Source organism: Kitasatospora sp. NPDC097643 (genome assembly GCF_040302625.1).
Taxonomy (GTDB): domain Bacteria; phylum Actinomycetota; class Actinomycetes; order Streptomycetales; family Streptomycetaceae; genus Kitasatospora.
Genome location: NZ_JBEOSA010000043.1, coordinates 36736 through 59397, shown reverse-complemented (window position 1 = coordinate 59397; position 22662 = coordinate 36736). Strand labels below are relative to the sequence as shown.

Below are 22662 nucleotides of genomic sequence, written 5' to 3'. Positions count from 1 at the left end.
CATGGCGACCACACACGTGAAGCGGGCGTTCAAGTGCCGCTTCTACCCGACCGAGGCGCAGGCGGCTGAGCTGTCGCGCACGTTCGGGTGCGTGCGGAAGGTCTACAACATGGCGCTCCAGGCCCGCACCGAGGCGTGGATGCTGCGCCAGGAACGGGTCAACTACAACGCCACGTCGGCGATGCTGACGGCGTGGAAGAAGACGGAGGAACTGGCCTACCTCTGTGAGGTGTCCAGCGTTCCGTTGCAGCAGACGCTCCGGCATCTGCAAGGGGCGTTCGCCAACTTCTGGACCAAGCGGGCGAAGTACCCGACGTTCAAGTCCCGTAAGAAGTCCCGCAAGTCCGCCGAGTACACCAGTTCGGCGTTCCGCTTCCGGGACGGCAATCTCACGCTGGCCAAGATGGACCAGCCGCTGGACATCGTGTGGTCCAGGCCGCTGCCCGAGGGATCGGTGCCGTCCACCGTGACCGTGTCGCAGGACGCGGCAGGGCGCTGGTTCGTCTCCATGCTGTGCGACGACCGGCCGACCATGCCCGATCCCGTGAACGCGGCGGTCGGCATCGACGCCGGTATCACCAGCCTGGTGACGCTCTCCACCGGAGAGAAGATCGCCAACCCGAGGCATGAGCGCAAGGACCGCGAACGCCTCGCCAAGGCCCAGCGCGACCTTGCCCGCAAGGCCAAGGGCTCCAACAACCGGGCCAAGGCCCGACTCAAGGTCGCCCGGACACATGCCCGGATCGCCGACCGGCGCAGGGACTTCCTGCACCAGCTCACCATTCGACTCGTTCGTGAGAACCAAACGATCGTGATCGAGGACCTGACCGTCCGGAACATGCTCAAGAACCGGCGGCTCTCCCGAGCCATCGCGGACGCGAGCTGGGCCGAACTTCGGTCCATGCTGGAGTACAAGGCCGACTGGTACAACCGGGAGCTGGTCGTTGTCGACCGCTTCTTCCCCTCCTCCAAGCTGTGCTCCACCTGCGGCACCCTCACCGGGAGGATGCCGCTGAACGTCCGCACCTGGACGTGCGGCTGCGGAACGACCCACGACCGGGACGTGAACGCAGCCCGCAACCTTCTGGCCGCCGGACTGGCGGTTGCAGCCTGTGGAGACGGTGTAAGACCTCAACGGAGCACTCCGGGCGGGCAGTCGTCGGTGAAGCAGGAAGTCGTCCCACCGCAGCGCTCCCGCGCAGCGGCTCAGCCGCGAGGCTGAGGGGAATCCCCGTCCTTCAGGGCCGGGGAGGATGTCAAGCACGTGACTATCGCCCGCCCTGCCTGCTGCCGCCTCCCCATCCGCCCGGGCGCGGCTCCATTCGAAGCACCCGCCCGGCATCGTCCGGTCCGAACGGGTCAAGGAGCGGACGGCTCGGCCCGTCACGGCCGACTGACCGCCCGGGATACGCCTCGACGGCCCGCCTCAGGGCGGCCCCGGGTGGCAGACAGCCGACCGGGGCCGCCCTGAGGGCCGGTCACTTCCGCCAGAACAGGTGGTGCGTCACGCCGCTCGGGCTGGGGACGACCTCCAGGTGGAACCGGTCGCGCAGTTCGTCGGGTGACTCCCAGAGCCGGACGCCGGAGCCGAGTTTCACCGGGGAGACCGCCACGTGCAGGGTGTCGACGAGGTCGGCGTCGAGGAACTGGCGGATGGTGGTGGCCCCGCCGCCGAGTCGGACGTCCTTGCCCTGCGCCGCCTCTCGCGCCTGGTCGAGGACGGTGGCCGGGTCGCCGGCGACGAAGTGGAAGGTGGTGTCGGAGAGCGTGAACGAGGGGCGCTCGTGGTGGGTCATGACGAACACCGGCGTGCGGAACGGCGGTTCGTCACCCCACCAGCCGCGCCACTCGTGGTCCTGCCAGGGCCCGCGCTGGGGCCCGAACTTGTTGCGCCCCATGATCTCGGCGCCGATGTTGCGCGCGTAGTCCCGGGTGAAGTGGTCGTCGAGGCCCCGGCTGCCCCCGGGATCCGTGCGCATCGGCCAGCTCGCCGTGGCGCCGGCCCAGGCGAACAGCCGCTCGGGACCGGCAAGGCCGAACGGACTCTCGAAGCTCTGGTTCGCATCGGGACCGGCACCGATGCCGTCGCTCGAGACGTTGAAGTTCTGCACTCGTAAGAGCTGAGCCATGTGTTCCTCCAGTGGTGTCGGACAACGGTAGGACTCTCCGGGCCGGGAAAACTCATCGCCGTATCCACGACCGCTCGAAAACCGGGCCACCCGGTGTCCTCGCCGTCCTCGACCTCATGGCTCCGAAAGACACGCCCTAAGGGGCGCCGGTGACGATGGTGTCGAAGGCCAGCCCGCTGGAGCCCTCGCCGCGGCCGAGGCCGCGCTGGGCGCTGAGCCAGACCGCCACACGGCCGTTCTGCCAGCGGGTGCGGTTGAAGGCCACGGCGATCCTGGTTCCGGCCTGGGTGACTTCCTCCTCGTTGATGAAGTACGGGTTCCCGTCGTCGAGACCCTCGCGCAGCAGACTCGTACGGGGGGTGACGGGTTTGCCGTCGACCGGGCTGAGCATCTGGGCGCGCTGGAGTCTGATGGCACGGTTGCCGCCGGGGACATGGGCGGCGATGAAGGGCAGCCAGTTGTCGGGGACGGAGTTCATCAGCCGGTAGGAGATGGGCGCCGTGGCGGAGTCCGGTGCGGGTGCGGGGCGCAGACGCATCCGGTGGGCGAGGATCTCCGCGGCCACCTCGCTGCCCCGGCGCGGCTCTCCGGTCGGCAGCCGGACCGTCTGCTCCAGGCCCCAGACCATGTTCGCGTTCTCGTCGCGGATCAGCAGGACCTCCTCCAGTACCGGCCCCTCGGCGACCTTCGGCACGCTGGCCGGCAGGAAGAGGCTGGTGTCGGCGGCGACGTCCTCGGTGCCGAGGGTGTCGAGGGTGAACATCGACCAGCGCTGCCAGTCCTCGTCCTGGCCCGCTCCCGCAGGTTTGATCCACTGCCGCTGGCCGAAGACGTCGGTGACCGCCAGGCCGCGGACCGATGCCAGCACACCCGCCCGCAGGTCACAGGGCACCTGGTACCAGTCGTTGCTGAAGACGAGCGCGAACTCGAGGAAGACCAGCCGGGCGAGGTCGGTGCTGTCGGGCTGAACGGCGGCGAAGTTGGTCCGCCCGTCCTCCACCGCCCACCACCGCGGCAGCGGCATGCCCGAGTAGCGGACCGGTGCGGGAAACACGTTCCGGGTGACCTGTTCGGGGACCGGGACGGGGCCGCCGAGCGGGCCTGTCGGATCGATCGAGAAGGCATGCCAGTCCAGGTGTCCCCCTGGGTACTCCGGGGAGGTCAGAACCTTCTCACCCCCGTCGGGCGCGGCAGCGGAGACGGAGAACCGGTGTTCCAACCGGGTCGCGTCCCATGTGCCGTCACCGTGGGGCTGGTCGATCAGCTCGTCGAACCAGGCGACGAGCCGGGCACCGAGACTGTCCAGCTGGTCGCGCAGCACCAAGACACCGGTGATGCCGTCCCAGGCGTGCCCGTTCTCCACCTTCAGGTGCCGGTAGAGCTCGTACCCGTCCATCCGGCGCCCCTGCACGGCCTGGAGGGTCGACCACACCTCGGGGTGGGCGACCCGTGGGGCGTCCGCGTCCTTGTCGCGGTCGGGCCGCTGGACCGGGTAGCGGGTGATGTAGGCGCCGCGCAGATGCTTCAGCCCCGGCTGGAGTCCGAGCAGTTTGAGCCAGCGGCGTCCGATGGCCAGACGCAGGTCGAAGGAGACCCGGTCGTCGCCGGCCGCGAACGGCAGCGGCCGCCGTTCGGCGACGGTCTCCATCGGCCGGTCGGCGGGCAGGCTCTCGGTCGTGCTCCCGGCCGGCCGGAACCGGCTCGGGGTGGCGGCGGCCACCGAGTACATCGCGGTGACCGGCGAGCCCGCGTCCGCTCCGCGGAACTCGCCGAGCTGCCACTGCCGGCTGAGCATCCACAGCGGGTCGCGGACCTCGGCGCGGAGCGCGCGGTCGAACTCGGTGGTACGCGGTCGGCCTTCGAGGCGGTTCCACAAGCCGACGGTCGGGAACGCGCGGGTGTCCAGCGCGGAGCGCAGGTCCTTGATGCGGGGCGGCTCAGCCATGGGTCTTCCAGCGCAGGTTGGAGATGGAGAGGTCGGTGCTGATGGTGATCGGCCGCCGGGTCGCCGACATCACCGTCGCCGGCAGCAGGTGCGCGTACGCGGATGTGTCCAGGTGCTCCGGCTCGACGGCACGGGTCTTGGCCAGGTCCAGGGTCTCGCCGATCGCCGCGACCAGGTCGTCGCTGTTCCAGCTGCCGGTCCGAGCCGGGGGGACGACGAGAAGCATGGCCTGCGGCGGCTCGGAATCCGGGCCGTCGTAGTGGAACGTGATGCCGGTGGTCTCGCTCTGCGCGGGGATCACCTCGGTCCATTCGTCGAACAGCAGCCCGCAGTGCTGGTTCCCGGGCAGCAGCGACTCGGGCGCGTAGTGGGCGGTGAACAGGAGCCGGTCCTGGTCGATGACGGCGCCGGTCGCGAACTCCATGCCGAGCCAGGTGTCGCCCTGCTGGTAGGGCAGCTGGATCGGAACCAGGTCCGGCTCCTGCCAGCCGGGGAGATCACTGAGAAGGCCGCCGTTGGGGCCGCGCAGCGCGTCCGCGAGGATGACGGCCTGCTCCCACTGGCGCGGCCTGTTCCGGACGCGGGCGATGCCGTGGACCCAGTCGTCGACCGGGAAGTCGCGGTTGAAGTCCTGGGTGAGGTGGCGCAGCAGTTTGGTGCTGTCGCCCCGTGCCTTCTTCCAGTCACCGGTGAGCTGATCGGTGGCCGTGAACTCGGGTACCAGGAGTACGTCCTCGCCGAGCATCGCCTGGAGTGCCTCGGTCGCGGCGAGTACCCGGTCCGGCCCGGTCATCGCCTGGTCGTACGCGGCCAGCGCCTTGTCGGCGTCGGACAGCCGGCCGGTGACCTCGCCGTGCAGGGTCTGGGCCCGGTGCAGGAGGTCGGCTCCGAAGGCGACGGCCCGGTCCTGGAACGGGGTGAGGTCCAGTCCGGTCGGGTCGAACTCGGTCAGCGGCAGCAGCGCCGCGACCTCCGTGAACAGTCCGCTCAGTGTCTTCGTCGTCGTCCTCGCCACGTTGCGCAGGGCCTGGAGGCGGGTGTTGAACGCGGTGCGCCGGGTGCCGACGATGGAGCGCAGTTGTGCGGGCTGTGCCGGCCGGGGAGTGGTCGGCCGGGTGGTGAGGAGCCACTCGGCCTGCTGGAGCAGCCGGAACCGGGTGTCCGAGGTCGTCGACGCGGGCAGCCGGTCGTAGGTGGCGATCAGGGCGTCCGCCGCGTCGAGTGTCTTCTTCATGCGGTCGGCGGTGAGCCGGACCGCCGTCTGTACGTCGGAGTACACGGCGCGCCGCCACCGGGCCAGTTCGCCCCAGCCGCCGCGCACCAGGCCGAATCCGCCGGCCGTGACGACGAGGTCGGCGTACCCGGTCAGGAAGGAGTCGATCCCGCTGAGGACCGCCGCACGGTTCGGTGCGGCCGGCGGAGCGGGGAACAGCGGCGCCAGGGAGCCGAGATAGGCGGCTGTGTCCTGGCGGAGCTGGTCCAGGGAGGCGCGGACGGCGGCGGGCCGTTCCCGGGGCAGGGACACCGCGTCATCGCCGGCCCGGTCGACCTGCTGGGTACCGGCGCCGGGGACCAGGTCCGAGGGGCGCAGTGGCCGTGCGGTGGTCAGCAGTGTCCGCAGTGCGGCGATGAGCGGCGCGACCTCGAAGAAGGTGACCTTGTCGGCGATCGGCTCGGTGTGCCGGATGATCAGCTTCGCGTCCGGCCGGGGCTGGTCCTTGGCGATGACGAAGCCGATGATCCGGTCGTCCAGGTCGGTCGTCGCGCGGATCCGGTCGACCGTGTCGCCGGCCGGAACGACTCCGTTCACCGGGTCCTTCGCCACGGCCTCGTCGCCGAGCCGCACCCCCCACAGCATGTCGAGCGGCTGGAGTTGCAGGTCGAACTGGGTGACGGTGCGGCTGCGTTCCTGGCCGTCGACCGGATCCACCCAGGTGACCCGGACGGCGACGTTCATCTGGGTCGGCAGCAGCGTCGGCAGCCAGGCGTTGACAGCGGGCTCGGCCTGGGCCCGCGGGCCGTTGCCGCGGAGCACACCGGCGCCGTGGTCCGGGTGCAGGCCGCTGGTCAGCTTCAGACCCAGGCGGTGGGTCAGGGTGACGCCGCCGCGCGGGGTGCGCACCACCGCCGGGTCGGGCGGGAACCCCTCCTTGGCGTACGCGTCGAGCGTCGCCCCGGCCCTTTCCGTGTTGCCCGACAGCACCTGGTGGGTGGCTTCGGCCACGGCCAGGTCGGCCAGTGCGTCATGGATGTCGAGCAGCCGTTGTACCTCGGCGTTCATCGCCTGTCGTTCGGGCTCGCTCGCCTCCGGCATGGCCGAGGCGCCGAACGGGTACTCCGGGAAGGCCGGTTCCCGGGTCGCACGGCGTACCAGGGCGAGGCCGTCCACGACGTTGCGGGCCTCGATCAGCTCCACGGGATGCGCGGAGTCGACGGCCGACAGCCGCCCGGACCGGAGCGGGAACGCACCGCGCAGCGCCGGCAGGAACTTGTCCAGCTCGACATCGTTGTGCCGGTCGTGCAGGGCGCGTTCGAACCGGTAGCCGAGCAGCGCCCCCAGGGACTGGCCCTGGCGCAGCCCGTCCAGCAGGCTCAGCGCGACCCGGACGCGCTCGGAACTCAGGTTGACGGCGAAGGTTCCGGGGTTGTCGGGTGTGGCGTTGGCGACGTACCCGGCCCGCAGCACCGCGGCGGTGGTGGCGTGGGCGGGTGACGGAGCGTGTACGTAGCCGCCGTTGTGGGGGTCGTGCAGCAGCGGGGTCGATCCGTTCGGCGTGAAGAGCGCGGCGAGGCTGCCGGTCAGCTGCACCGGAGTGAGCGCGGGTGTCCGCGGCTTGATGTCGTCCAGCCATCCGTAGGCGCCGAGGTGGAGGCCGCGCCGCGGTGCCGAGGTGCCGTCGGAGCCGAAGCGCAGCTCACTGAGGCGTTCGTTGGCCAGTCCGAGCCGCCAGGCGTCCAGCCGGTAGGAGGCACAGTCCAGGTGCTCGGCCATCACCCGTTCCAGGGCTGCGGTGGGCACGTCCGCCAGCAGTTCGAGGGCCCGTACCTGCTCCATCAGCTGGGTGGTCGCGTCATGGGGGCCGGTGAGTGAGCCGATGAAGTCCACCACCAGTTGGTCGGGGTCGGTGGTGATGGCGGGATCGGGGGAGTACAGCTTGCGGAAGCGGCTCTCGCTCGGCTGGGCGGGAACGGTGTTCCTGATGTGGATGAACAGGGGGTCCGCGGCCGACACGGTCTCGCTCGCTTCGGCCGCCAGCTTGCGCGCGGCCTCCTCCCAGCCGAGCAGCACGGCGTGGCGGAGCAGCAGGTACAGCAGCGCGGCCGGCGGGCGGCCGGCGGTGAATCCCTCCTCCAGCCGGATGGTCTCCAGGGACCGGCCCGCGTTGTCGGCCAGCCACTTCAGGTAGTTGCGGCCGTCCGGGAGGTAGCCGCGGACGGTTTCGGTCTCCGACAGCGGCCGGTCGTCGACGAGCGGTCCCAGCAGGGGGTGCTGCTCCTCCGCGAACAGGCGGCGGATCACGTCGGGGTCGGGCGTCCCCGCGGCGGTGAGGCCGAGCCGGGCCAGCAGGGCGCGGATCGGCTGGGGCATGTGCAGACGGTCCTCCAGGGCAGGCAGCACCTGCGGGCCGTTGCTGCGGAAGTTCTCGCGGTTGAAGATGTCCTCGACGCTCTGGGCGTACCGCTGGTAGTACTCGGCGGAGGTGGGGTGCAGTGCCAGGATGTCGAGCAGTTGCTGATGCGGGTCGTCGGTGTGCTTGCCCAGGTACTCCACGTGCGCGGCAGCGGCCTGCCAGTCCTGCGCGGCGGCGGTGAGCAGCTTGTTCAGCTCGCGCCGGTGCGCCGAGGTCGGCAGGACCAGCCGGGACAGGGCCGTGGTGGGCAGGATGCCGTAGGGCTGCCGTCCGATCTTGACCGCCGGGATCGGGCCGCGGCCCGACACGTGCCGGACGAAGAACTCGCGGGTCTCGGCCACCACCTGCGCGGGAACGACCGGATGCATCATGGTCTGGAGGTACGAGCCCCAGGTCGCGGGCCACAGCGCGGTGTTCGCGGCGCGCGCGTCGCGCTGGTCGGTCCGGTCCGCGTTGGCCACCCCCGCGAGCACGGCGGGGTCGATCCCGAGGTACTCCGCGAACCACTGCCCGTCGGTCTTGGCGGTCCAGTCGCCGGTCGCGTCCAGGGGGCGCAGTCCGGAGGCCGTCCGCAGCACCGCGTCGGCCTCCGGGCGGGGATCCTGGCCGGCGGGCGCCTGCTCGCTGTTGTTGGTCGGCGTGCCTTGCGGGAGCAGCGCGAATCCGGCGGGACTGCGCAGCTGGCGGGTGATCAGGTCGGCGAAGTCGGCCGCGGACTGCTGCGGGGTGCTGTTCTGGCGCACACCGAACACGATCAGCCGGTCGACGCCGTCGCGGATGTGGTCGTCGAGCGGGATCGCCACCCCCATGCCGACGTCGACCGCGGCCTTGAAGTCGGTCAGCCAGCTCAGCTCCGCCGGGATGTGCAGTTCCCCGGTGTTCTTGTCGACCTTGGGTTTGTCGGTGGAGCCCGGGTCCGGACTCACCGCCAAGGAGGGCGGCACCGGTTTGCCGGGTGCGGAGAACACCTGCTCGCCTCCGACGAATCCGAGCACGGTGAACTGGTCGGGCAGCAGCTGGGCCCGCGCCGCCTGGGTCCACGAACGGGGGGCGACATCCGCCGCGGCGGGCGGCGCGAGCACCAGGAAGGCGATGACGACGCCGTCCCCGGCGCCCGCGGGGGCGCTGTCCAGGCCGATCGGGCGCCGGCGCCGGATGGCGTCGGCGCGAGCGGCGCCGACCGCCGCGATCAGCTGCACGTCGGCGGTCTGGATCAGCTTCCGGTCCCCGTGCGCCCGCCAGACCGCGGTCCAGTAGGTGACCGTCGGCGGCCGGTCGGCCGCGGCCACGGGCTGCGGGCTGAGGACCACCAGCACGGTGTTCTCGGGCGGCACGTCGTGGGGCTGCTCGTCCGGATTGGCCGGGCGGCGGCTCTGGAGCAGCCAGTTCGCACGACCGGCCGGGATCCGGCCGGTCAGCTCCCGCCATGCGGCCTGCTCGGCCGCGGCGTTGCCCCCCGCACGCCACAGGGCGATCCAGTAGGCGTCGAGCGCGCCGACCTCGGCCGCGGTGGGGCGGGGTTCGAACTTGTCGATCGCCCACTCGTCGGGGAAGACCCGTACGAGCAGTTCGGTCGCGGTGAAGCGGGTCTCCAGCCGCACCGGTCCCAGCAGTACCGGGAAGTCGTCGCTGAGCGGGAGCGCGGCGCGCAGGTCGGAAGGGGTCACGGCAGCATCTCCTGGGCGTGCACGGCCATCAGCACCGGCGCCTGGTAGAGGATGTAGGCGATGTCGGCGGAGCTGAGGCCGGCGTGCCAGAGCGGGAGGGACAGGTCCTCGACGTGCTGGTCCTGCTTCTCCGCGTCGTCCGCGGGCTGGTCGAACTCCTTGAGGACCACGGGCTGGGTGTCGCCGTCGAGCCGGATGAATCCGCTGTTCCGGGGGTCGATGTCCGGCCAGGCCAGGTCGTTCCACACCTCCACGCGAGTGGCGGGGCCGATGTCCGCACCGAACCGGGGGTCTCCGGGACGCTCCTTGATGACGAAGAACCAGCCTGCGCTGCCCGGCGGCTGCTCGCCCTTCGCCACCTTCGAGGTCAGGTCGAAGCCCAGCAGGTAGATGTCGGGGGCGACCTTCGCCTCGTACAGCGGCAGCCGGATCTCGGCGAGCGAGGGGTTCGCCTCGTCGACCAGCTCGACCGGGACCCGTTCTCTGGTGGGGTCGGGGTGGGCGTCGCTCGGGTCCCAGCGGGCCCGGTGGGCGTACACGGCCGCGTTCGGGTACTTCTTCAGGAGCTCGCCCCGGATGACCAGCACCAGTCGGTTCTCCTGCGCCCCCGTGGCGCGGTGGTCGTGCGCCCCGAGCTCGGACCCCTGATCCCAGGTGGCGATCGCCGGAATGTCGTACAGCCGCTCCCGGCGCTTCCCGGCGCTCTCACCGGGCCGCGCCGGGACCGCGCGGACGTCCCAGAACTGCCGGAACGGCGTGCCCCGCTGGTCGGTGGGGTACTCACGCCACAGCAGCTCACGGGCCATCTCGTGGTTGAGCCCCACGAGATAGGCCTCGATGAACGCCTGGTCGGTGTCCAGCAGGGTGATCGAGTTCGGCGCCACCCGGTTGAGGTTCGGCACGAACAGGTCCACCGACTGGTCCAGCAGGGCCTCGTACATGGGCATGTCCAGGACCGGGTAGGCCATGGCTTCCAGGAACTTCTCGGCGAACGGCGCCAGCCGCTGCGGCAGTTTCACCGAGCTCAGCAGGCTCCTCGGCACGGTCGTGTCGGCGCGCAGCCCGGCCAGCATCGCGTCGGTGGTGCCGGGGACGTTCAGCGGGCGCCTCGAATCGCTCCGGCCGCCCAGCGAGGCGTCGGTCCATCCCTCGTAGAGCTCGTGGAGCGCCTTCTTGAACGCCTTGGCCTCGGGGCTGTCCTCCAGACCGCCGGCGGAGGGGACGAACGGGTCACCGGGAAGGGTCAGGAGGAAGTTCTCGCTGGTCGGCAGCTGGTCCGCCGGATCGGTGCCCGCGGCGCTCGCGGCCGCGGGCGGGACCGGCGGCGCGGGATGGAGCACCCGGTCCAGCTGGGCGGGCGTGACCACGGCGGCCGGCACCGCCTTGGGCGCGGCGGCGGTGACCCCGTCGGAATCCGCGTCGATCCTCGGTACCAGCGCGTGCGGCGGCCGCTGCTCGGTGAACGGCAGCGTACGCATCAGCCGCGACCCCGGCCGGGTGATGCGCCGCATCGTGGCGGAGAGGGGCGCGGCGGTCACCCGGCTCCGCGATACCCGGAACCCGACCGCGATCCGTTCGTCCGACTCGCTCGCCGCGCCGTCGGCGGCCCGTGTGCCGGCTCCGGCCGGTGGGTCCGGCAGACGCGTGACCACCCGCGAATGGGCCGGCGCGGTCAGGGTCAGGGCCCGGCCGGACGGCACGGCGGGCGTGGTCGCCCGGGTGGCCGCGGGCGGCGGGGCCAGGTGCCTGCCGTGCAGCACGGCCCCCACCTCTCGGGCCAGCTGCGCGGCCCGGATCCGGGCGTTGGCACCGAGGACCTCGCCGACCTGGGCCCAGGCGGCCGCCATGAACTCCTCCTGCCGTTTGCGCACCACGTCGGCGCCCAGGTTCGCCGCGACCCGGTAGCGGGGGTCGAGGTTCAGCTTGTGCACCCAGTCACGGTTGTGCGGGACCGGGCTGCCGTCGCGCTCCGTCAGCAGGCGCGAGGCGGGCGCGTGCCAGCGTCCGTACAGCGGTGGGGTGATGATCGGGTCGGCCGTCGCGGCGGCCGGTCCGGCCTCCTCGGAGACGGAGGCGGCGAGGGCGGTGTGAGCGGCGGCCGGAGCCTTCGTCAGGTAGTCGTCGGCGAGGTTGATCACGCCCGCCAGGGCCCGCTGGAACGGATGCGGATAGGTGAAGCCGAGGTGCTGGAGGTCGTCCCAGTTGTCGTAGTTGTCGCTGACCCGCTCGGGCTGCTGGAGGGCACCGCCCAGCTTCAGCACCCCGCCGAGTTCCGGCGGGACGGTGATGCCGGGCACCAGGGGGCCCTGGCTGCGGTGCACGTCGATGTCGCGGCGGCAGACACTCGGATCCAGTGGCTTGGTGGGATCCAGCAGGCGCACGAGGTACTCGAAGTCGCCCGCGTTGCCCGTCGAGAAGAACCACCGGTGGTAGTACGGAAGCTGCCCGGCCGCCTCCTGACCCGGGTAGGCCGTTCCCCAGGCGGGGTGCAGGGCGCCCGGGGAACGGGACGGGTCCAGCCCCAGGCCCGCCAGCCGGCCGGTCTCGAACGCCGGTACCAGGAAGGCGTGGTAGCCGGTGAGGGGAGAGAGGCGGCGCGGGCAGATCAGTCGGGCGCACGCCTGGTCGGCGTTCTCCCGCAGGACCCGGCCGAGGGCGGACAGCACCCCGGGCATGTCGTCGGAGGCCACCGGTGTGTCCAGGGAGCCGTTGACGTGCACGTGCGCCCAGGCGCCCAGTTCTCCGGCCGGCGGCAGAGCTGCTGGTGCGGCGACGGTGATGAAGGGCAGTGGACGCCCGGCGGCCTTGCCGTCCTCGAACTCCGCGTCGGGGCCCACCCGCGAGTCCTCACCGCCGGCGAGGACGACCAGCGCGAGCCAGGGCCGCAGCCGTCGGGTCGTGGCATCGGGCGCCGCGGGACTGTACCGCCAGGGGAAGTCCTCGTCGTAGAACTCGATGTGGGCGAGGTAGTTGGGCTCGACGTTCGTGATCCACGGCCGCGGCTCCGTACGGGAGATCGCCCGGGGATCCACGCCGATGACGTCGCCCGGCCCGTACAGCTGCACCGTCTTGCTGACGTCACGGCTGAGCGGGACGGTCCCGGTCAGGGGTTCACCGGTGACCCGCAGGGCGACCGGTACGACGGCCCGGGACGCGGTCCCCGGGTCGGTGGTGATCCTCGTGGCGATCCCGGAGCGCAGCCAGGGCAGGAACGTGTAGGCGTTGGAGGTCACGGCGTGCCCGTCGCGTCGGCGTCGAACAGTTCCGAGCCGGTGGTCAGTTCCTCCGCGCCGGGCTTCGCCGCGGCCAGCCCCGATCGCACGGCACCGCCGGCGACGAGCACGAGCTTGTCCGACAGGGCCGCGGCCGCGAACGCCCACCGGCCCGTCGCCAGACCTGCCGCCGTCGTCCAGCTGCCGGTGCCGACGTCGAAGACGAGGGCGCTGGCGTACCCGACGTCGTCGCGTACGTTGTCGCTGCCGCCGATGACGAGGACCTTCGAGGCGCCGAGCGCGACGGCGCGGTGCAGGGCGCGCCCGCCGGGCATGTCGGGCACGGCGGTCCATTGGCCGGTGTCCTGGATGTACAGCTCGGCGCTCGCCCGGCTGAAGGGGTCGAACGTGCCGTCGCCGGGCCCGCCCGGCGCACGGCCGCCGGTGACCAGCACACTGGCGCCCCCTGAGAGCACGGTCGCCTGGTGACGGGCGCGCGGCACGCCGAGGCCGCCGGTCGGGGTCCACTTCTTCGTGGTGGGGTCGTACAGCTCGCAGTAGGTCAGCGCCGTGTCCTCGTCGCGGGCCGTCGGTACGGTGCCCCCGATGACGAGGACACGGCCGTTGGCCAGCACCACGGCGGGGTGGCCGCTCCGGGCGTCGGTCATCGGCTCCGCCTCGGTCCACGTGTTGTGCTCGGGGTCGTACAGCTCGGCGGAGTTCAGTGCCCTGACCGACTGGGCGGAGCGCGGCGTGGTCCCGCCCGCGACGAGGACCTGCTTGCCGACCAGGACGGCGCTGTGCCCCCACCGGGGCGTGTGCATGCCGGCGGCGGCGGACCAGGTGCCGGCGGTCGGGTCGTAGATCTCGGCCGCGGCCAGCCCGGGTGACGGGAACTGTGCCGACCCGCTGATGCCGCCCGTGACGAGGACCTTGCCGTCGGAGAGCCTGGTTGCGGTGTGCAGCCGTCTCGGGGTCTGCAGACCGGCCGTGGCGGCCCACTTCTTCGTGGTGGGGTCGTACAGGGCGGCCTGTGCGAGCGCCGCCGCCGAGCCGTCCGCGCCGCCCACGACCAGGACCCGGCCGTCGGTCAGCACGACGGCGCTGTCGTGCTGGCCGTACCAGCCGGCGGCCGACGGCAACGCCCCGGTCGCTTTCCACTGCCCGGTGGCTGCCAAAGTGGGGCTGGTCATCGCCGCGAACCCTTCCTCGTCGGTGCGTTCATGGAGTGAAGATCTCGGCGGCGTCCGTCAGGACGTCCTGTCCTTGATCGGGCGCCGCGAGCCCGGTCAGGGTGCGGCCGCCGACGGCCAGCACCCGCCCGTCGGCGAGGACCAGGGCGGCGAAGTCCCACCGGCCGGTGGCCAGTCCCCCGGTACCGCTCCACCTGCCGGTGTCCGGGTCGTACGTGACGGCGTCGCGGTAGCCGACGTGGCGGCGGGGACCGCCGGTTCCGCCGACGACCAGCACCTTGCCGGTCGGCAGCAGCACGGCGCGGTGGCGGCCGCGCCCGCCGGGCATGGGAGTGATCGGGGTCCACACCCCGGTCGCCGGGTCGTAGGTCTCGGCGGAGTCCAGCGCGCCGGCCCGGTAGGTGCGGCCCGGGCGCCCGGTGGGGGCGTCGCCACCGGTGACCAGGACCACGCCGTTCGGCAGCAGGGTCGCCCGGTGGCCGGTCCGGGCCGTGGCGAGGCTGCCGGTGGGCGTCCAGGTGCCCGTGGCGGGGTCGTACAGCTCGCAGTAGGCGAGGGAAGCCCAGCCCGCCCCGTTGAACAGCGCGCCGCCGACGACGAGGACCCGGCCGTCGTGCAGCAGTACGGCCTGGTGCCCGGTGCGCGCTTCGGTCATCGGCTTGGCGGACGCCCAGGTGCCGCCGTCGGGGTCGTACAGTTCCGCCGACGCCAGGGCGGACGGCCGGCGGGCGGTGATCCCCGTACCTCCGGCGACGAGCACCTTGCCGCCCGGTAGTGCCGTGGCGGAGTGTCCGTACCGGGGGGAGGCGGGTTGCCCCGTGGTCGCGGACCAGGTGTCCCGGAGCCGGTCGTAGAGTTCGGCGGTGCCCACCGGGGAGCCGTCCGCCGCCAGGCCGCCGACGACCAGTGCGGTGTTCTCGGAGACCTTGGTGAGGGTGTGGGCACGACGTGCGGTGGTCAGGGCGTGCGCCGGGCTCCACTTGCCGGTCGTGGGGTCGAACAGGGCGCAGTCGACGCGGGCCCGGCCGGCGCTGTCGATGCCGCCGGCCAGCAGGACCTGGCCGCCGGACAACAGCACGGCGGTGTCGCCGGCGGAGTCCGTCCCGAAGGCGGCCGGAGCGGTGTCCGTGACGCTCCAGCCGCCCGAGACGGTGGTGGAGCCGACCGCCTCGGACTCCGGGATGACGTGCAGCGTGTCGGCCAGATTCGGATCGTCCTGCACCATCCCGGCGAGCGCGTCGTCCGCCGCGGCCCGGCTGCGGAAGCTCGCCGGGGTCCCGGTGAGTCCGGCGGTGCCGGTGAGTCCGGCGGTCCCGGTGAGTCCGCCGGTGCCGGTGCCGGTCGAGAACGCGCGCTGGTTGTTGCGCTTGTGGGCGACGACGAACCGCTGCCCCGTCAACTGGAGTGTGTCCTCCGCGGCGAAGGGCTGACGCAGGGTCGCCTCGTGCTGCGACAGGGACGAGCGGCTGGTGCTGCTGCCGCGGAGCAGGTTCTGGAACACGACGGGACTGACCCGGCAGAGCTTCTTCTTCCCGGGTGCGGCCGCGGCCGTGCTCGGCGTCCGGACCGCGTCCTCGGTCTGCGCCGCAGCCGTCTGCCGTGCCTTGCTGTCGATGACGATCATCTCGTACCGGGCACTGCGGCGTACGGCGCGGGCCGAGGCGAGAGTCCCCTGCACGGCGGTCAGTTCCAGGCCCGCGTCCTGCTCCTCGTACGCCGGGCGGGACAGTTTCGCGGCGTCGTCCATGTCCTGGAACTGGGCCATGGCGAACCGGTCGCCGGTGACCGAGGCCTGGACCAGGCCGCTGTCGGGCGCCGGGGCGATGCTGAACCGCTTGCCGTCACGTGGGTGCTGAGCACCCACCCGGTCGAGCCGCACGTGCAGCGGGACGGCGCGCTGCCGCACGAACAAGGTGCCGAGCGGGTGCAGGACCAGCCCGTCGGTTCCGGACAGCGTGCGCAGATTGACCAGTGCGGCGGTGCCACCGGTGGGCAGCCGGGTCTGCCATCCTTCCACCTTGCCGATCTCGTCGCTGAGCAGCGCCAGGACGTCGATCGGCGGGAGGGTGGGATTGTGGTCCTCGCCCCAGGTCAGGTCGAAGTCCGCGGAGATCTCGAAGAACAGCAGCGAGATCGATCCGCGACCGCGCGCCCGCCATGGCGCGGGGCCTTCCAGCTGGAACCGCAGGTGGATGCCGAAGAGGCCGACACCGAAGGCCTTCAGGGCGAGGTCGGCCGCGATGTCGATGACGAACGCGAAGGGGGAGAAGCGGAACAGGGCGTCGAAGCTGAGGTGGCCTTCGAGGCCGAAATCATCGAATCCCAGGGCGAGTTCGGCCTGCGCACCGAACTGCGCGGTGTTACTGGTGACGGCGAAGTAGCCCGACACCCGGATGCGGGCGAACGGCTGGTGGATGATGTCGACCGAGATGCGCGGTGGGATCGGGAACGGCAGCGGTGGCGGCTTGAAGGACGGATGGAATCCGCCGACCGACAGGACGAGATCCCCCTCGCCCCAGCCGACGAGCAGGCCCATCCCGCCCTCGATGGTCATGAACAGGATGCGGGACTCGAACAACTGGGCGTAGAACCAAAGGCGTTGCTTGTCGAACTCGATCGCCCCGGCGAAGTTCACCTGGAGGACCAGCAGCGGCAGCTCCTTGGCCGGCAGGATGCACCGCAGCACGCCGATGATCGCGATGTTCCCGGGGATCTCGACGATGACCCCGAGGGAGACACTGATCAGGGTGGGAGTTCCCCAGCCGATCTTCGCCATCGGGCCGACGAGGAACGTGCCGGGCTGCGGAGGGAAGAAGGACCGCAGGTCACTGAGGATCCGGGGCGCGTTGGCGACCACGTCCCGGGGGAACATCACCGACTCGACGGAGCCGGTCCGCACGCCCTCCGCCAGGGCACCGAGGTTCATGCCGCGGTGCAGGCCCAGCAGGCCGCCGACCGCGAGCAGGGTGAATCCGAACCCCAGTTGGAGGCCGATCCCGCCGAACTCGGCGGTCAGGATGATCAGCAGTGAGAAGCCGGCCGAACCGTCCGGCATCCGGGTGGAGAGCAGCCCGATCGCCTTGACGTCGATGAAGCCGGCGAGTCGGAACGCCAGCGCCCCCGCGTACTCCCCCCGGTCGGGGTCGAAGGAGAGGAACCCGCCGCCGCTGACGATGTCGAGGTCCAGGGACAGCCCGACACCCGTCGGCGCCTTGAAGCGGGGCCGTACGTCGACCGGCCCGAGGTTCCCCTTGCCGCCGGGTGCCAGGTCGAGCGGGATCTCGGTGCCGAGCCCCTGGACGACGGCCTGGATCGGTCCGAGGGCTGCCTTCACGTCGGCGGTGAGTCCGAGAATGAAGGAGCTGTCCTTCACCCCGAGCAGCAGGGTGAGTGCGGAGAGGTCGACCGCGCCGAGGTTCACGTGTGAGGCGAGCTGCACTTCCAGCCCTCCGCTGCCTTCGAAGCGCAGGCCGTCGGTCGGCGTGAACCGGGCACCGAGCTCGAAGCCACCCTCGATGCTGACGTCCTTCAGCAGCTTCGCGAGGAATCCGTCGCCGCCGTCCAGGGTGATCAGCACGCTGCCCCGCCGCAGCAGCAGCCGCATCTCGACGTCGAGCCTGCCGTCCGGCAGGGCCCGGATCCGCAGCGCGGAGTCCACCTGCTCCACGGACACCCGGCTCCCGCCGGGCAGCGACAGCAGCAGCAGAGGATCGCCGGGCTCTCGGAGGTAGCTGTGCACGACCTCGGCGGTCCCGGACACGGTCGTACCGGCCGGGGGCTCGATGTGTGCCGCGCCGGGCTGGAGGACGAGCGCGGTGTGCGCGGGAACGTCGGTGTCGAGCCGAAGGGTGAGCGTCCACCGGTCGCTGGTGCGCTCGGCCGTGCCCTTGGTCAGCCCCTCGGGCAGTTCCAGCGCCAGGCCGGGCGGGGTGAGATCGGTGCGCGGTGCGAACGACGCGAACACCAGGTCCAGGGTGGGAGGCGTGGCCGTCTTGTCGAACAGCACCGGCAGCCCGGCGGAGGAGGCGATCCGGTCCAACACGGTGAGGATCTTGACCCCGTCGAAGCCCGGGGCGCCCCAGTCGTACAGAGCGCCCAACTGGGTGTTCGGCTCGCGGAGCCAACCGCCGATCCGGTCCAGGTGGAGGACGTTCTCGGTGAAGAACGGCTTCTGCGGGTCGATGAGACCGACGTTCCGGTCCGTACGCACCAGGATCCCGAGGAATTCCAGCAGTTCGTTGACGCCGAAGTCGTGACCCAGGAACCGGGCCACCAGCAGGTTGAACAGCCGCTCCGGGAGATTCGCGAGGATCGGCGTGGCGCCGGGCAGGTTCAGTCCGGTGAGTGCGACTTTCAGACCGTCGAACCCGGTGATGACGGCATTGATCTGCCCCCCGGCCCGGGCGATCTGGCGCAGGACCTCCGCCGACTGCCCGGCGTCGATCGCCGACTGGAGGTCACGCAGCAGCTCCACGAGGAAGCCGACGGCGCCGGCGGTACTGCTCAGGGCCGGCGCGATGGAGGCGGCCTGGGCGTCGGTCAGCGGGAGACCCACCTCGGCGAGGAACTGCCGTGCCCCGCCCGGGGTGAGACCGGTCAGCGGCGACAGCAGCGCGGTGAGCCGGCCGACCAGCGCTTCGAGGGTGCCGCGCTCGCCGTTCACGAGGTGAGCGCCTTCGGCACGTCCTGCATGGTCTCGACTCCCAGCAGCGCCGCCACGATCATCGGGCCGTACCGTTCCAGATCACGGCGCAGCTCCGGCCCGGCGTGCCGGACCAGCAGCGGCAGCATCGTGTCGGCCACCTGGGTGCGGGTGATGCCGTTGACGGCGGCCGGAAGGCGGTGCCCGGGTTCCGGGATCCCCTGGACGCAGTGGTGGTAGAACCCGGCTCCCTGCACCGCCTGCCAGGCCGCGGCGACGGGGCGCACGGAAGTGAGCAGCCTCCTCACCTCGCTGGAGTGCTGCGCGATCTTGCCCAGCAGCAGCCGCCCGCGGACGCTGGTCCTGAGCTCCGCACGCAGGAGTTCCAGGGCGTGCCGCTGGGCCGCGAAATCGGCGCCCGCGCGCCCGGCCAGGCCGATGCGCACCGCCTCTCCGGCGCTCGGCGCGGTGCCGGACCAGCCTTCCTCGACGGCGGGAATCTCCACTTGGAGGTAATCGAGAACCGTGCGAATCGGTGTGGCCACGCCGAAGAAGCCGACGTGGGCGAATTCCGGCCTGGTCTGGTCGATCCCCAGATTCCTCCGGATGTCCCAGTGCCGGATGATCATGCCGATGACGAGATTCTGGTGATTGATCACCACACTGCCGGAGTCGCCCTTCTGGAAGGAGAGCTTCTCGCCTCCGCGGTAACTGTCCTCCAGGGACTGGCCCGCGACCGGTGTGGGCCGGGGAAGAATCACGAACTGTCGGAAGGTCGGCAGCATCCCTTCCGTCCGGTCCGACTCGTCCCCGCGCTTGTCCATCCAGAGGATCCCCTCCGGGTCGCCGACGGGATCGGTCGGCGTCAGACCCACCAGCGTTCCGTACTTGAGCCGGCCGTTGACCGCGTTGTACACGCGCACGTACTGCTCGGGGCTCGGCAGGGTGCCCAGCGCCGGGCCCTTGCCGATCCCCAGTCCGCTGGTGACCGCACCTTTGATCGGAATGCTGGTCACCGTGCTACCGGTCTTGACCTGCCACACGTTGTGGAACCTGACGCCGGGAGCGAGGGTCGCCACAGCGCAGTCCGTCTCGCTGGCCTGGCGCGTCGCGTCCCACTTGAACCCACCCGTCCAGGTGCCCTCGTGGTATCCGCCGGCCCAGTCCCCGCTCGCCGTGGACTGGGCCTTCACGTTCGTGTCGACGACCAGTCGACCGACGCGGTCTCCGCCGGAGCAGCACGAGCTGTACTCGGGCGAGAAGACCCACATGTCGTCGAGGACCTCGAAGCCGGGGAACAGCACGTGCGAGCAGGAGAGCAGGACAGGGCGGCCGTTCCGGTCCCGGGCGAAGCACCCCAGGCTTCCCGGGCCCCCGTGGTGATTGGTCTCGATGCTGGCCCCGGCGGTGATGAACGGCGGGCCCGAGGTCGCGGCCGTCGGAAGCGCGGCCACGACATGCGTGGTCAGGCCGAGCACCGTTCGCGGCACGCCGTCGCCCTCCCCCCGGACGTACACCCGCCAGACCGGCTCCGTGCTTCCGCCGTCACCGACGCCGAGCCCGACCCCGACGACGCCCGGGAGCCGGTGCAGTCTCCGGCGCACCCCCGGCAGCAGCCTGCGCCAGCTCTCCGACGAGCTCATGACCCTTCCTCCCGTCCCGGGCCGAGACCGACCCCGAGGCAGTCCAGCAGTGGCGCGACGGGGCAGGCGACGCCGTCGCCGTTGGCGGTGGCACCCCAGAGCAGCCCGACGATGCGGCCTCGCTGGTCCAGGAGAGCGGCCCCCGAATCGCCCGGCGCGGTGAACGTCAGATCGGGATCGTGCGAGCCGACGAGCAGTTGCCCGGGGGCAACCAGCTCGCGGCCCCCGATGAACGGGCGGTCGGGGTAGGCGACATCGAGGACGCGTCCCTGCGTGAGGCCGGTGGCCGGACCGTGTTTGGTCACCCGTTCACCGGGTTCCGGGTGGCCGGTCTCCGTGGGCCAGGCACCGCCCAGGGCCTGCCGCAGCCACGCGGGGCGCTCCTGCCGGCCGTCGGGTTCGATCTCGATGAGGGCGCCGTCCACGAAGTGGTGGTCACCGCCGAACTCCACCTGCCCGAGGTGGCCGCGGCGGGCGTACCCCAGTCGGACCGGCTCGACCGACGCGGCAGCCGGGTCGCCCGAGGACGGCAGGGCCCAGACCGTCTCACCTTCCCCCGCTCCGCCGCCGAGGACGACGTGGTGGCTGGCCAGCAGGTAGCGCCTGCCGTGGGAATCGTGCACCAGGGCCCCGGCGACGCCGGGAATCCCCCGGGAGTTGACGATCCGGACCAGCGGTGGCGGGGCCGCATCGGGCAGGCCGAGCAGATCACGGAGGGTCGCCGTGCGCCGGGCCACCTCCAGCACCTGCTCCTGGTGGTCGGCGATGTCGGCCCGGAGAGACGCACTGCCCTCGACCAGCAGCACGTCCCGCATCACGCACAGCAGGTCCACCAGCCTCACCCCTTGGATCGCGGCCGGCACGGGCCAGTCCGGCTCGTCGGAGTTGCGCAGGGCGGCATGGACGAAGGCGGGCCCGCGGTGGCGGTGCCAGGTGACCAGTACGCGCCGGTTGTGGTGGACCAGGTACCGGACCTCCTCCGCGTGCCGCCGGAACGCCGGACCCAGGCGGGCGCCGAGATCGCTGCGTTCCAGGGCCGCGCACGCGCCGTGCACCGCGGGCCAGTCCACCGGACGCCCGCCGCCTCGGGCGAGCGGCATGCCGGGTACGGCGACGGCAGGTCCGGCCGTGTGAGAACCCGGCGGGGCCATCTCGGCGTTCACGTGCTGGAGCGCGGCGGAAATGAAGATCCCATGGGTGCGCGGCCCGAGGATCTGCACGGGTTGGGGCTGCCCGACGACGAGGATCGGGGCGAGCACCCCGCTCGCGATGATGCCGACGACCTTTCCGGCGTCATCGACGATCGGTGCACCCGAGTCGCCCGGCTCGGAGAAGTGCGCACCGCGGACGACGACGGTGGGGTTGCTCGCCGAGCCGCCCGGCGTCACCGCCAGGCCCGAATTCTGCGCGATGCGCGAGGCGATGATCTGCGGGGTGATGTTCGGTTCCGCGATCCGGTAGCGGTCCATGTCGAGCCGGTATTCCCTGGGCTCGGGAACCGAGCCCGATGGCAGCACCAACTCGACTTCGAACAGCCACCCTTCCGTGGGCTGGCCGGACGCCGGAACGACCGGAACCTTCCGCAGGGCGACGATCCTGCCTCCGGTCAGCTCGGTCTTCATCCCGTACTTGCGCACCGCGATCTGCCGCTCGGCCGGCACCGTCGTCACCGGGGTGGTGGTCGACAGGAACCACTCGGAGATGAGGTCCCGCACACCGGTGATCTTCCCGATCTTCGGCACGTCGTTCGATGAGCCCGCCGTGGGGTCGAGCTTGACCAGGGCGGCGTCGACCGCGAAATCGGTCTGGCCGATCCGCACCTTGGCCTGGATCGCCGTGTTGTCGGTCGGCTGGAGGGTCTCCTGCACCACGTCGCCGATGGGGTGACGGCAATCGATGCCGCAGACCGAGCTCGGAGCCGGCGAGAACACCTGGTCGACACCCTCGGCCGCCGGCCCGACGGGTGCCACACCGAGTACGTGCGCACAGGTCAGCAGGTACGTACCCGCAGCCCCGACCCGTCTGACGACCAGCCCCGCGGTGCCACTGTCGAAGTATCCGTCCCTGCCACGGGTCACCCCCTTACCCGCGTACACACTCGGGGAACTGGTGTGCGGAACGGAGCGCGCTCCGAACAGGTCATCGACGGATGGCTGCGTACAGGCCACCTGGCTCGCGCCGGGCGTGGGTGCACCGGTGTCGCCAAGCATCCTGCCTCCGGGTGGGCTGATGGCTTCCAACGTCACGGCGCTCCGCGGAGCACCACGGCTAGAGCGATATCAGCGCACAGTCCGATCCCCCGGGACCCGCCGCGTGTCAGCCGAGCAACCATCCCAACGGCGGAACCGGTCCCTCACGCCGAGGCCGAGGGGATTCGGATCCGGCCGCAGATCTCGGCCGCAACGCATCCACCCGAGGAAGCCGCCGCGTTCACGGTGGAGCCGTCGTCATCGGCCTGTTCGCCCGTGAAGTGGCCCTGACTTCCTGCGACTTCCTATGACTTCCTGGCCGCTTCGCAGCCCGCGATCGAGGTGCGCTGGCCGACCTTGTCAGCCGCTACGGTTGACTCCCGCGTGTACAGGGAGGACGGGTATTGGCA

The 22662-nt window shown here is 71.6% G+C and carries 9 protein-coding genes and 1 CRISPR repeat array (1 of these 10 only partly in view); of the genes, 1 reads left to right on the top strand and 8 read right to left on the bottom strand.

Annotation, left to right across the window (positions count from 1 at the left end):
• Position 1 precedes the first annotated feature (1 nt).
• Positions 2 to 1222: an RNA-guided endonuclease InsQ/TnpB family protein gene (locus ABTY15_RS25205; protein ID WP_350599595.1), complete on the top strand. Its 1221-nt coding sequence runs from the start codon at positions 2 to 4 to the stop codon at positions 1220 to 1222.
• A 256-nt stretch (positions 1223 to 1478) separates the two neighbouring features.
• Here ABTY15_RS25205 and ABTY15_RS25200 read toward each other — a convergent pair whose 3' ends face one another.
• The 8 genes from ABTY15_RS25200 to ABTY15_RS25165 all read right to left on the bottom strand — a co-directional run bounded on the left by ABTY15_RS25200 (position 1479) and on the right by ABTY15_RS25165 (position 22033).
• Positions 1479 to 2129 (bottom strand): dihydrofolate reductase family protein, encoded by a 651-nt coding sequence (locus ABTY15_RS25200; protein ID WP_350599592.1) that lies wholly within the window; start codon positions 2127 to 2129, stop codon positions 1479 to 1481.
• Between the two features lie 136 nt (positions 2130 to 2265).
• The gene (locus ABTY15_RS25195) at positions 2266 to 4074 is read right to left on the bottom strand and encodes a hypothetical protein (RefSeq protein ID WP_350599589.1); all 1809 of its coding nucleotides are present in this window, start codon (positions 4072 to 4074) and stop codon (positions 2266 to 2268) included.
• Positions 4067 to 9373 carry a hypothetical protein gene (locus tag ABTY15_RS25190; RefSeq protein WP_350599587.1) on the bottom strand — a complete coding sequence of 1769 codons (5307 nt, stop codon included), beginning with the start codon at positions 9371 to 9373 and terminating at the stop codon, positions 4067 to 4069. The genes ABTY15_RS25195 and ABTY15_RS25190 overlap by 8 nt, the downstream gene beginning before the upstream one ends.
• On the bottom strand, positions 9370 to 12606 hold the full coding sequence (locus ABTY15_RS25185; protein WP_350599585.1) for a hypothetical protein: 3237 nt from the start codon (positions 12604 to 12606) through the stop codon (positions 9370 to 9372). The genes ABTY15_RS25190 and ABTY15_RS25185 overlap by 4 nt, the downstream gene beginning before the upstream one ends.
• A complete protein-coding gene (locus tag ABTY15_RS25180; RefSeq protein WP_350599582.1) occupies positions 12603 to 13778 on the bottom strand; it encodes a Kelch repeat-containing protein in 1176 nt (391 codons plus the stop codon). Before ABTY15_RS25180 ends, ABTY15_RS25185 begins: the two co-directional genes overlap by 4 nt.
• Before the next feature lie 28 nt (positions 13779 to 13806).
• Entirely contained in the window at positions 13807 to 18441 is a 4635-nt protein-coding gene (locus ABTY15_RS25175) for a DUF6603 domain-containing protein (RefSeq protein WP_350599580.1), read from the bottom strand.
• Positions 18438 to 19898, bottom strand: coding sequence for a hypothetical protein (locus ABTY15_RS25170; RefSeq protein WP_350599578.1), 1461 nt, complete (start codon positions 19896 to 19898; stop codon positions 18438 to 18440). Before ABTY15_RS25170 ends, ABTY15_RS25175 begins: the two co-directional genes overlap by 4 nt.
• A 161-nt stretch (positions 19899 to 20059) precedes the next feature.
• On the bottom strand, positions 20060 to 22033 hold the full coding sequence (locus ABTY15_RS25165) for a hypothetical protein (protein ID WP_350599575.1): 1974 nt from the start codon (positions 22031 to 22033) through the stop codon (positions 20060 to 20062).
• Between the two features lie 589 nt (positions 22034 to 22622).
• Positions 22623 to 22662: a CRISPR direct-repeat array (repeat unit 29 nt) (it continues 1087 nt past the right edge of the window).